The 10,786-nt window shown below is 68.4% G+C and carries 11 protein-coding genes and 4 pseudogenes; 10 read left to right on the top strand and 5 right to left on the bottom strand.

Annotation, left to right across the window (positions count from 1 at the left end; all coding sequences use genetic code 11):
- The first annotated feature begins 394 nt into the window (after positions 1 to 394).
- Positions 395 to 1,856: pseudogene (locus ACZ499_RS38020) on the top strand (NF041680 family putative transposase).
- An 8-nt stretch (positions 1,857 to 1,864) separates the two neighbouring features.
- On the opposite strand, the gene ACZ499_RS38015 reads toward ACZ499_RS38020, so the two are convergent.
- On the bottom strand, positions 1,865 to 2,626 hold the full coding sequence (locus tag ACZ499_RS38015; protein WP_468681489.1) for an endonuclease/exonuclease/phosphatase family protein: 762 nt from the start codon (positions 2,624 to 2,626) through the stop codon (positions 1,865 to 1,867).
- A gap of 336 nt (positions 2,627 to 2,962) precedes the next feature.
- Positions 2,963 to 3,364 carry an ArsR/SmtB family transcription factor gene (locus ACZ499_RS38010; protein ID WP_468681488.1) on the bottom strand — a complete coding sequence of 134 codons (402 nt, stop codon included), beginning with the start codon at positions 3,362 to 3,364 and terminating at the stop codon, positions 2,963 to 2,965.
- A 187-nt stretch (positions 3,365 to 3,551) separates the two neighbouring features.
- On the opposite strand from ACZ499_RS38010, the gene ACZ499_RS38005 reads away from it, so the two are divergent.
- The 4 genes and pseudogenes from ACZ499_RS38005 (at position 3,552) to ACZ499_RS37990 (ending at position 5,360) form a co-directional block, all read left to right on the top strand.
- The gene (locus ACZ499_RS38005; RefSeq protein WP_468681486.1) at positions 3,552 to 3,878 is read left to right on the top strand and encodes a hypothetical protein; all 327 of its coding nucleotides are present in this window, start codon (positions 3,552 to 3,554) and stop codon (positions 3,876 to 3,878) included.
- A 115-nt stretch (positions 3,879 to 3,993) separates the two neighbouring features.
- A pseudogene (locus ACZ499_RS38000) lies at positions 3,994 to 4,113 on the top strand (DUF4328 domain-containing protein); the annotation flags it as partial.
- A gap of 55 nt (positions 4,114 to 4,168) precedes the next feature.
- Positions 4,169 to 4,297, top strand: coding sequence for a hypothetical protein (locus ACZ499_RS37995; protein WP_468681494.1), 129 nt, complete (start codon positions 4,169 to 4,171; stop codon positions 4,295 to 4,297).
- 742 nt (positions 4,298 to 5,039) lie between these two features.
- Positions 5,040 to 5,360 carry a Tn3 family transposase gene (locus ACZ499_RS37990; RefSeq protein ID WP_468681484.1) on the top strand — a complete coding sequence of 107 codons (321 nt, stop codon included), beginning with the start codon at positions 5,040 to 5,042 and terminating at the stop codon, positions 5,358 to 5,360.
- 203 nt (positions 5,361 to 5,563) lie between these two features.
- On the opposite strand, the pseudogene ACZ499_RS37985 reads toward ACZ499_RS37990, so the two are convergent.
- A pseudogene (locus ACZ499_RS37985) lies at positions 5,564 to 5,977 on the bottom strand (nuclear transport factor 2 family protein); the annotation flags it as partial.
- Positions 5,978 to 6,048: 71 nt separating this feature from the next.
- Here ACZ499_RS37985 and ACZ499_RS37980 point away from each other — a divergent pair.
- Positions 6,049 to 6,135, top strand: a pseudogene (locus ACZ499_RS37980) (IS5/IS1182 family transposase); the annotation flags it as partial.
- A 104-nt stretch (positions 6,136 to 6,239) separates the two neighbouring features.
- Here the strand turns inward: ACZ499_RS37980 and ACZ499_RS37975 are convergent.
- Positions 6,240 to 7,265 carry an alpha/beta fold hydrolase gene (locus ACZ499_RS37975; RefSeq protein WP_468681482.1) on the bottom strand — a complete coding sequence of 342 codons (1,026 nt, stop codon included), beginning with the start codon at positions 7,263 to 7,265 and terminating at the stop codon, positions 6,240 to 6,242.
- 377 nt (positions 7,266 to 7,642) lie between these two features.
- On the opposite strand from ACZ499_RS37975, the gene ACZ499_RS37970 reads away from it, so the two are divergent.
- Together ACZ499_RS37970 and ACZ499_RS37965 are read left to right on the top strand one after the other, a co-directional pair.
- Positions 7,643 to 8,260 (top strand): TetR/AcrR family transcriptional regulator, encoded by a 618-nt coding sequence (locus ACZ499_RS37970; RefSeq protein ID WP_468681480.1) that lies wholly within the window; start codon positions 7,643 to 7,645, stop codon positions 8,258 to 8,260.
- 361 nt (positions 8,261 to 8,621) lie between these two features.
- On the top strand, positions 8,622 to 8,747 hold the full coding sequence (locus tag ACZ499_RS37965; protein ID WP_468681478.1) for a hypothetical protein: 126 nt from the start codon (positions 8,622 to 8,624) through the stop codon (positions 8,745 to 8,747).
- A gap of 15 nt (positions 8,748 to 8,762) precedes the next feature.
- Here ACZ499_RS37965 and ACZ499_RS37960 read toward each other — a convergent pair whose 3' ends face one another.
- Positions 8,763 to 8,942: a 3-keto-5-aminohexanoate cleavage protein gene (locus ACZ499_RS37960; RefSeq protein ID WP_468681491.1), complete on the bottom strand. Its 180-nt coding sequence runs from the start codon at positions 8,940 to 8,942 to the stop codon at positions 8,763 to 8,765.
- A 100-nt stretch (positions 8,943 to 9,042) separates the two neighbouring features.
- Here ACZ499_RS37960 and ACZ499_RS37955 point away from each other — a divergent pair, with 100 nt between their 5' ends.
- Positions 9,043 to 9,216 carry a hypothetical protein gene (locus tag ACZ499_RS37955; RefSeq protein WP_468681476.1) on the top strand — a complete coding sequence of 58 codons (174 nt, stop codon included), beginning with the start codon at positions 9,043 to 9,045 and terminating at the stop codon, positions 9,214 to 9,216.
- Between the two features lie 262 nt (positions 9,217 to 9,478).
- Positions 9,479 to 10,696: an RICIN domain-containing protein gene (locus ACZ499_RS37950; RefSeq protein WP_468681475.1), complete on the top strand. Its 1,218-nt coding sequence runs from the start codon at positions 9,479 to 9,481 to the stop codon at positions 10,694 to 10,696.
- The last annotated feature ends 90 nt before the right edge of the window (positions 10,697 to 10,786 follow it).

Raw genomic sequence — 10,786 nt, 5'->3', positions numbered from 1 at the left:
CAACGAAGCAGGGCGGAACACCGGGGGGGGGTCACCCACCAACCCCACCCCCCCCCCCCCCCCCCTGCTGCCGTATCGGGCTCTCCTGCCGTACCGGGCGCGGCCGGTCCCACTCAGCGCTCGGCCTACCATCCGCGTCTCAGCTGACCACCCGGGGCAGCCGCAGATTCGGCAGCCCCATCACCGCCACCACCCCGAGCTGCACCAGCAGCTCAGCGCGTTCCCTGTGTCCAGCCCGGGCGACACCGCAGCTAGCTTGATCTTTAACGTCGGGCGTCGAATGGCACGTCGAACTGGGTCACTCGGTTCGGTATCCGGCAGACGTGGAAGCGGCCTTCGGCTGAACATGTGATCCGACCAAGGAACACACACATTCAGCACGTAGGCCGTGAGAATGAGTCTGCTGCATCGCGATGCCCGGTGGAGGCATTGACGGAACTGTCATGCTTCCGGGGCGAGGTCTACTCCTGCCTGACAGCTCGTTCGGACGCTTTGTTCGAGCTGGCAGATGTGGTTCTGTGCGGTGACGGGGCGGTGAGATCACTGCCCGAGCTGTCGCTGGTGGGCGAACACCGCCGCGGCCACGGAGGGCTCTACGCCGCTCTGGCCCGTGGACGCATCGATACCGGCTGACTGCGGCGGGCACTGGCCGAAGTACCACTGCCGCGATCCGACGACGGCGGGCTGGTCCTGGCTGTCGATATCACCTGCTGGCTACGGCCCGACGCACACACCTCACCGGAACGGATCTTGTGCCATACCTACGGCCGGGGCAAAGACCAGCACATCCCGGTTCCCGGCTGGCCCTACTCGATCATCTGCGCGCTTGAACCCGGCCGCAGCTCATGGACCGCACCGCTGGACGCGACCCGTCTGGCACCCGGCGATGACACCGCCACCGTCACCGTCACCGCCCGGCGACTGCGCGACCTTCTCCGGCGGTTGATCGCCTCCGGGCAGTGGCAAGAAAACGACCCCGACATCCTCGTCGTCGCGGACGCCGGATACGACGCACCCCGCCTCGCGTTTCTCCTGAAGGATCTACCCGTGCAGGTGCTGGCTCGGATGCGCTCGGACCGCGTCCTGCGCAGGACTGTCCCACGACGCCAGCCGCACACCATGGGCCGGCCACCCCGGCACGGAGGGGAGTTCGTTTTCGGACAGCCCGACACCTGGGGCACCCCGGACGCCCAGACTGTCACCGACACCCGCCTCCACGGCATGGCCACCGCACGCTCCTGGGACCGGCTCCACCCCAGGCTCACCCACCGTTCCTCCTGGGCCGCAGCCGACGGCACCCTCCCCGTCATTGAGGGAACGGTGATCCGCCTGGACACCGACCACCTGCCCAGCGGAGCAACCCCCAAGCCGGTCTGGCTGTGGTGGTCCGGCACCGACGCCATCCCAGCAGACACCGACCGTCTCTGCAGGCCTACCTACGACGCTTCGACATCGAGCACACCTTCCGCCTGTTCAAACAGACCCTCGGCTGGACCACCCCGAAGATCCGCACCCCGCAAGCCGCCGACCGTTGGAGCTGGCTCATCCTCACCGCATACACCCGACTCCGGCTCGCCCGCCCACTCGCAGCCGACCTGCGCAAGCCCTGGGAGAAGCCCAGTTCCCCGGACCGGCTCACCCCCGCCCGCGTCCGCCGCGACTTCCGGCACATCCGCCCACAGGCCGACTGTCCGGCCCGAGCACCGAAACCCTCCCGGCCCGGTCCCGGATGGCCACCGGGCCGGAAGAACACCCGCCCCGCACCCCGCCACAACGTCCACACACCCCGCAAACCGCAGCCACCCAAGCGGCAAACGAAGAAATCAACCAAACCAAAACCCCGCCGCACAGGTTAAAGATCAAGCTAGGTGGGGGATACGCGCAAAGCGGCCAGCACTGGCAGGTGATCCGTGGCTGCTCGCAGGTCTCGTTCCGAGACCCCGGGGAGCCCCATCGGTACTCCGCACCCCAGCACCTGGACCCCCTGTGTGGCGAAGACGGCGTCGATGCGCTGCAGCGGGTCGCCGAGCCGGGTGGTGTGCTCCCGTCCCCACGGTTTCGTCGCCCAGCCGTCCTGCAGAGCGCCCGCGAGCAGGCCGAAGGTATAGCCGTCGGGCCGGTCGTTGAGGTCGCCCGCGGCAACCGCGTGCGGCACGTCCATGGCGGACAGCCGCTCAAGAAGCAGTTGTCCCTGTTCGTAGCGCTCCTGGTCGTTGATGCTCAAATGGCAGCTGAGCACGCCGAGGCGGGCTTGGCCGAAGCGCAGCACGGCGGTCGCGAAGCCACGCTGGTGCAGGCCGGGGGTGCGGGGCAGCAGGACGTCCTCGGTGCGCTCCACGTGGGCGCGGAGCGAGGTGAGGATCATGGGGCCGGAGGCGGTGGCGCCGCCCGCGACGTACACGAGCCCGGAAGACCGGGCGAGACGGGCGGCGGCCTTGCGCCAGCCAAAGAACCGCGGCGCCTCCTGAACGCAGACGACGTCGGGGCGGCAGGCCCGGATCACCCGGGCGAGGGCCGCGACGTCGTCGCGCATGGAACGGATGTTGTAACTGAGCACGCGCACGACCACGCAACCCTCAGGCTCCGTCGCCGACATCGGCAGATCCTCCACGCTTCCCCTCTCCATGCTTTCGCTTCCCGCTGGTCACCAAGCGAGTGTGCCCTGGAATTTCCTGCCAGCATGCTGAAATTTCATTGACCGCGCAGGGGGGCGAACGGCGCGCGCGGACCGGTTGGGCTGGGAGGCTTCCCCATGTTGAAGTCAAGGCGTGTCGCCCGTCACCCACGTCCTGGGACGGTCACAACGAGACGTTCACGAGAGGTGACCGGCACTCAGGGTGTTCGAGGTGCGGCAGAGGGGCTACACAAGACGCCCTGCGGCTCGGCGGGCGGCCCGATGCTGTGACGGGCAGACAGGAAGGGTGTGCTCCTGGGCGTGTGGCAAGCGCGTCACCTGCACGGGTCAGCCGTCGGCCGTACCACCGGTCAGCAGCAGCTCCGCCAAGGGCGTACGCGCGTGGTGCACCGAACGGCCCGTGCGGGTGGTGGTGAGGAGACCAGCGGCACGCAGCGCCGAGGCGTGGGCGGATGCTGTGGCGTTGCTGACGCCGATACGGCGGGCCAGGCCTGTGGTTGTAGGTGGTTCGTCCAAGGCGCGCAGTAGGGCGAGCCGGGTGCGCCCGAGGACTCCCGCGAGGGGCTCGTCCGATGGGCCAGCCCTGTCCGGGACGGGCGGCAGTCCCCGGCCTGCCGGGTAGGCGAGCGCCACCGGGCGGTCCGGAAGGTCCTGGACGAGCGGTCCGCGACGCCAGTGGAAGGTCGGGCTCAGGATCAGTCCGCGCCCGCCGAGCCGTACCTCTCGCACACCCGGGACGCCTGTCAGGGGCCATTCCCAGACTCCGTCGCGCAGCCGTGGTCCCGGCTGCCCGCGCCCACCGGCCCGTGCCCCGTCGGCGCACGGGCACTCCGCGGGCGGCACCGCGGCCGCGCAGGCACTCTACGAGGACCGGCGGATCACCGCCGCCGTCAACCTGGAGGGGTACCTCGACCAGATGGACGGCGAACTGTTGCCGGTGGCCCGGCAGAGGACGGACCGGCCGCTGCTCCTGGCCGGCACCGACGGCTTCCGCGACGCACGGCTGGACCGGTCCTGGGCAGCCCTCCTCACCCATGCGGGCCCCGTCGCCCGGCGGCAGCTCGACGACACCGCGCACTGGGTCTTCACCGATTACGCGGCTCTCGTCCCCCAGCTCCACAAGGCCGGCCTGATGACCGCCGCCGGACGCGCCGCCATGGTCGGCCGGGGAGACCCGCGCGTCACCGTGCCCGCCGTTCGCGACCTCGTACGGTCGTTCTTCGCCCGGCATCTGCCGATGTGAGGCCTCCCTTCCGGTGAGGGTTCTTCGTCCGCCGTGGTGATGCACACCGGAGGGTGCGCTCGGACGCCTTCACGCAGGACGTGTGTACCCGGACACGCGGCTGGGCCGTGGGCGGATGGTTCATCCCCTCGGAAACCTGTGGATCCCCTTCACGATCGCCCGCGAGGTATGGACCGCCAGCGCGCAGACCGCACCTGACGGCTCGTGGCGCGAGGTCTCGGAGCGGCCCATCACGACGTGGTGGTGGAACGTGGGTCGCGGCCCTGCTGATGTACCGCTTCGGCACCACCATGCAAGACCACGCCGACACCCCGGACACCCTCCAGCGCGCCACCGACGTCATCCTGGTCGCCGACGTGCTCAACCTGGCGGCCGCGGTCCTCGCCATCGCCTTCGTGCGGAAGCTGACCAACATGTAGCACACCAAGGCGACCTTGGGGCCCATCGCCGCCGTCTGACCACTGGTCGTCCCGCACCCCTCGGCCAGAGCGCCGGCCGCGTGTCCCCGGCGGCGCCCGAAACCGCGGGGAGTCCGGGGCGGAGCCGTTGATCTGTGGACGCGGCCGTACCGCGCCCGACCCGCCTGCGACGTCAAAGCCTCTCAATCGAGCTTGCGCGGAATGTGCACGATGTCGCGTCGCAGGAACGGGGCGCCTGCGGGCGCCCTTTGACGAAGTCCAAGATGGTGATGTCCTCGTGCGTGCAGTCGCCATCGGCGTGGCCGCGCGGGTTCATGCAGTGGGACCGGCTGTGCTCCTCGACGGTCCACCGGTGCTGGTACGGGGCCGGTGAGCGCTGAGCGGGAACGGATACCGGGGCACCTGGTCCGCCGGGCGGTCTGGGCGCGTCCGCGGACGGTGACCAGGCGCACCACGCCGTCGTCCTCGACACCTCGGCGCCAGTCGGCTCGCATCGACCTGTATGCCGCAGGCTCACCCGTGAATCCACCCCGAACTGGTGCGGGAGGGCACGTGCGAGTTGGACGCGGCAGACATGGTCACGCAACTGCCACAACGGGGCCTCCTCGGTACTTGAGCTTCGCAACTTCGAGCTACCGAGGGGCCGCTACTTCATGCGTCGACGCCGCAGCGATTACCCGATCCACAACCCAGTTCGACTGATCAAGCCAACCGAACGATATGCGGATGGTTTCTGACGAGTGTGGACAAGGAGATCCAGGAGGTGTCCATGCTCGCCCTGCGCCTGCGCCTCCTCCAGTCCGCGCCGGTGCACGTCAACACCCTTCTCCTCCAGGACATCCTGAGCGAGGAGAAGTGGCAGAGGAGGCTCTCCGACGCCGACCGGCGGGCCCTGTCCCCGTTCTGGATGCACGTGAACCCCTACAGCCGGTTCGAGTCGGACATGCAGTCCCACCTCGACCCCGTCGCCGCGGCGGCGGCCATGGTGCCCAGCCCCCGCACCGCGCCCGAGACAAGAACTGCACAGCTGTCGGCGGACGGTGCGGCTGGGGCGGCATCCTGAAGCCCCGGACCCGGTGTCGCTCCCGGGCGGCTGGATCGTTGTCAGGCGCCGAGGGCGACATCGCCGTTCTCATCGCGTGCGCGCACACCACCTGAGCAACTGTCCACCGCAGCTGCGCTCTCGACGGAGGGCGATGACGGGCAGGAGCGAGCCCCTTCAGGCAGTGTGATCGTGTAGTCCGGTCCTTGCGCCGTGGTTTCAGGGGACATGGCGTCGCGGACTTTGGCGGTGTCCACGAATTGTTCGAAGCGGACGATGCGGCCGCCACGGACGATGAAGTGGTGGGCGACGCGTACGTCGATGCCCTTGCCGGTGGCCTTGTTGGTGTCGGTGTAGCGGGCCAGGACCGCGACGTTCTCGCCGTCGACGACGTAGGTGTCGTCATGGGCGGTCCAGTCGTCCCAGTCCTTGCCCAGCTGTTCCATGACGGCGGAGGTGACGCCGCTCGGGGTGCGGTAGGTGCCGGCCAGGGGGAAGCCCGCCATCTCGGTCCATTCCACGTCATCGGCCAGGGTGGCTCGCAGCGCTTCGAAGTCGCCGTTCGCGGAGGCGAGGTACTGACGGCGCACCACGTCGGCGGGGGCGGTGGAGGTGTGGAATTCGGTCGTCTCACTCATGGTGATGGCCTTTCTCAGGTCGGTCAGGACAGGACGCGTTCGGTGGCGGTGGGGCACAGGCGGTAGGTGGGAACTACGAACGCCAACCCTCCAACTACGTGGTCTTTCTCGGACTGGCCGCCGCCATCTGCTGCTACAAACGTTTTCGCAGCCTCACCATGGAGGACACCGTCAAGAGGTCGTCGTCCTTGGCTGTACCCGCCGCAGGGCTCGGGCGGCTTCAAGGTTTCGCCCGCTTTGCCGGTGACGGGCCGCAACGTCCTTATTTGTGGTCGCGTAGGAAGGCAGGGATCTCGTCGCGGGTCGGGGAGTTCGGCAGGGGCGCTGGTTTGTCCTGAAGGTACGCAGTGATGACGGCGGCGGCTCGGTCGTTGTTGTCGTCCAGACCGTTCCACATGTGGTGTCCGACTCCTGGCATGTACTGCGTGCGCTGGATGGCGGGGTCATCGGCAAGGATGGCGGTCGCCCATTGACGGACCTGGGAGGAGCACTCGGCGATCATCAGCATCGCGGGGGTCCGGGACTGCCTCAGTTGTGACGCGATGGAGGGCGAGTCCTTGACCGTCTGCTGGATGCGGAGGCTGGCGGCGGGGCTGAAGGAGAAGTTCTGTGCGGTGTCCTCGGCGGGGATGCGGTGCGCGTCGCGCGCGCAGTAGGCGGATGCGGTGTCGCTGCCGAGGTCCGCGGCGGTGAAGGCGTTGTCGCCTTCGGCCTGTCCGATCAGTCCGGTGTCGGGGGTGAGGAGCCCGAGTCGCATGAGGCCGAATGCCACGGCGTACCGGGGGACGTGCGTCGATCGCGGTCCGGACACGGCCGGCGCGAGTCCGCGCGCGGACGTTCGGCCCTTGTGCCCGGTGATGTGCGCGGTGGGGCCGTCCATGGGGCCGGGCTCGGCGATGATCGCCCGGTGCAAGCGTGCGGCGACGCCCGGGTCGGCCAGGGCTCGGGTGAGCACGGTCCCGCCTGAGGAGAATCCGAGGATGTCGACCTTTCCCTTGTCCAGGCGGTCGATGAAGGCTGCGAGGTCGCGGACCGACCTGGAGATCGTGTACTGGCCCATGGGGAGCAGGTCGCTTCGTCCGCCACCGGCCTGTTCGTAGGCGTAGACGTCGTAGCCCTGGCGTGCCAGGAGTTGCAGGAACCGGTGGTCGAGCACCGAGATGCCACGGACCGGTCCGCCGTTGAGGTACACGAGCGGGAGGGGGTGCCGGGTGCCGGGGTTCGCGGGCGGGTAGTGATACACCGCTACCCGGCTGCCTGTGGCCAGGCTCCAGTGCTGCGTGGTCACGAAGGGCAGGGCGGGCGGGTATCGCCGGGCTGTCGGCACGGTCGGGATGCAGACTGACGCCGTCAATGCTGCCGCGACAACCACCGGCAGGAACGGCACGAGCCGCGCCGGCCAAGTGCGGTGCCGACCCCGCCACATGGCGAGGGCAGTCCCGACTCCAAGGGTCGTCAACCATGCGGCGAGCCCCGAGCCTGCCCCGTCTGTGCCGGCGATCAGTGCGAGAAAGGCGACGACCAGCGTCGCGACGGCGGCCAGGGCCAGCAGTAAGCGTCCGGTGAAGCGAACGAGACGTATGGCAGACGTGGGCACGGCGGACCTCCGACAGTTTCAGAACGCTGTTTCAAAACGACGTTATCAGAGAGGGTAGGCTGCTCGTCGTGGGTAGGCCGAGAACAAACGACGAGGCCGTCAAAGCGCGGCTTGTGGAGTGCGCGACCGAGATGCTCGCCACCCGTCCGCGGGAGTCGGTCACGGTCCGCGCAGTGGCCGCTGCTGCCGAGGCGTCGACGACGGCGGTGTACTCCTTGTTCGGCGGTAAAGACGGGCTGATCGGTGCGGTGCGCGACAGAGCCGTCGCCGGGCTGTTCCAGGAACTGTCGGCGGTACAGACCTCCGCGGACCCCCTCGCCGACCTCCACGCGCTCGCCGTCGCCTACCGTCGTTGGGGGCGCGGACACAGCCACCTGTACACGGTGCTGTTCGGCGGGGTGCAGTCCTTCGACCCGTCGGGGGAGGCCGGTGCCAGTGACCCGATCCGTCCGCTCCTCGCGGCGATCGATCGCGCCTTGACGGCGTCCCTCCTCGCCGGCGAAGCAACGTCGATCGCCCTGTCGATCTGGGGAACCCTGCACGGACTCGTGACCCTCGAACTGGCCGGGGCCCTCGACGCCGCCACAGCCGAGGCCGCATTCCGCTCGACGATTCACGCCACGTTGCGCGGATGGGCGACCCCCGCGGTGTTCCGCAGTCTTCGCCAAGCCGAACTCGCTCCTTGACGGGATCAGGGCCGGTGTCCAGGCTCTCCCGGGTCCTGGCTGGGGAGGTGGTGCGTGGTCGGTGAAGACCGGCATGCCAGGGTCAACCAACTGCGGCCGACCATCGGTCGGAGCCCGCTTGAGGCTGTTGCTTGGCCACCGCAGCGTCAAAGCTGACCTGGAGTCCCTGGGCCTCGCCGAGCCAGCCGTTCGCGCGGGCCTCCGTGATGCGCTCGCGGAGGTTCTGGATGATCTCCAGGAGGCGGGGCCGCTGGCGAGGATCGATCTGGAGGACCGGGCAACGGATGCAAGCATGCTCGTGCTTGCAAGGGGTTCCGTAGGGTCGCCCGCGAGTGCCCGGTGACACCGTGCGGAGCTCGAAGTGCTGCTGGAAGTCGTGCCACTCCTGCTCAGTGGGCTCGCGGTACTTGTCGTGCGGTCGGTCAGCCCGGCGCCGGTCGAGGAAGCCGCGACGGGTCCGCACCAGGTCGTCCTGGAAGACCGCTAATGGTGCGGTCGGGTATCAGAACTCCCCGTATGCCTGCTGGATGATCTCTTGTGCCGCGTGGATGAGGTCGGCGTTGGTCTCGGTCGGTGTGCCGTCGGGTAACTGGAGCACGTCTTCCAGGCCGAGTCGTGTGTCCAGCCGATTGGCGGCGGCCAGGCGGACGATGGGCCAGGTGGTTTCGTCTTCGCCGTGCAGGAGGATCGGCGAGGTCGTGGCCGGGCGGAGTTCGGTACAGCCCAGGGTTCCTCGCCTTCCTCCTGCTCAACGTGCCGTCGGCACCGCCTATATCAAGGCCGTGAACGACCAGGGCCCGCTGACCAAGAAAGAATGGGCCGCCGCGATCGTCTGCACCGTGGCCTTCGCCGCCATCAGCGTCGGCGCCCCCAACGCCCTCCTGCGGGACAAGAACAGCCCGCACGCCTTCACCGCCGCCCAGATGGCTCAACACGGCACCCAGCACACCGCCTGACAAGGTCGTACGTCTCAACGGATCGCGGTTTGTCTCTATGATCTGGGCATAGATGTCGTGATAGGTGGATAGAGAAGTTCTTTCCGGATCTGCGTCAATATGAGTAATTTGTGACACGGTGAACGACCCGCAACCCCGAACGGAAGTGAGAACGGTTGTGCGAATGATCATGTCGTCGTCCCGGTGGCACGGACGCAATGGCCCCCATGCTGAGCCACACAGGCGAGGCAGGCCCGATCGCTGGGCCACGCGCGCGGTGGCCGTGGCCGCCGTCGTGGCGGCTATCCTGATCGGATTTACCGCCCCCACCTGGGCGGCGAACCTGGAGGACCACCACCCGCTCACCTACAACATGGAAGGCGGGACGGCGTACAACGAGAGCAAGTGGACCTCAGACATCGTGGGGCTGCTTCAACACCACGACATCGTCGCGTTGCAGGAAGCCGGCCCGCACCCGCCGGGCACGTTCCAGAACACTTACCGCGACGGGCAGCTGGCTGTCGACTACTACACCTGGCGGCCCGGTAGCAGTTCCCGCGGTCAGACATACCACATCTACTTCATGGAAACCGACCCCACCGGCCACCGAGTCAACCTGGCCATCGTCACGCAGGAACAGGCCGACGGGGTGTGGATGTTCCCGGCGGCGTTCGCCACCAGCCGGGCCGCGTTCGGCGTGCGCCTCGGACGGACGGTGTTCGTTACCCTGCACGGGCTGTCGCGCCGCCAGCAGGCCATGGGCGGCAACGACGACGCCAGGCTGCTCAACACGATCGACCAGACAGTACGTCCTTGGGGTCACGACTGGGCCGCGCTGGGCGACTACAACCGCGACCCCGACAACCTCACGGTGCCGGCCAACAGCTACATCTACCGCAGCCACCAGGCCACTCAGCAGAACGGCGGCGAACTGGACTACATGGTGGCCAGCCGGGCGGTCAACGGGTACTCAGGGCGGAGGCTGAACGGCCTGTCCCCCGACCACTACCCGGTCGACTTCACCACGCTACGGGCCGCCGCTGAGTTCTCCCTCGGCAGCTACAGCAACGACGGCCGGGTGCTCGACGTCGAGGGCAGCGGCACCAAGAACGGCACCCACATCATCACTTACACCGACCGCGGCAGCGCGAACCAGAAGTGGAACTTCCGCGCCAACGGCAATGGCACCTACTCCATCGTCAGTTCCTCGTCCAACAAGTGCCTCGACGTGAACGGCGGCACCAGCGCCCGCAACGGCGCCTACGTCCACGAATGGGACTGCGGGACGCGAGCGCACCCAGCCCAGGCGTGGATCCTGAACTACTGGGCCAGCAACCCAGGCCAGATCATCATCAAGAACTCGTACTCCGGCCGGTGCCTCGAAGTGTTGGGCAACAAGACCGGCGACGGCGCCCAGGCCGGCGCCTCCACCTGCACCACTGCGTCCAACCAACGCTGGGCCTGGGAAGACCGCGACCCCTCAGACCTGTCCCCCAACTGACAACGCCTCACCACCACACACAACCCGCAAGGTCGGCGCGCCCCACCTTCCCGGGCCGACCGCTTATCAGCGTCGTCGGCCCGTGGGACT

The organism is Streptomyces sp. NPDC031265 (genome assembly GCF_055570295.1).
This window is presented reverse-complemented; position numbering and strand designations above follow the sequence as displayed.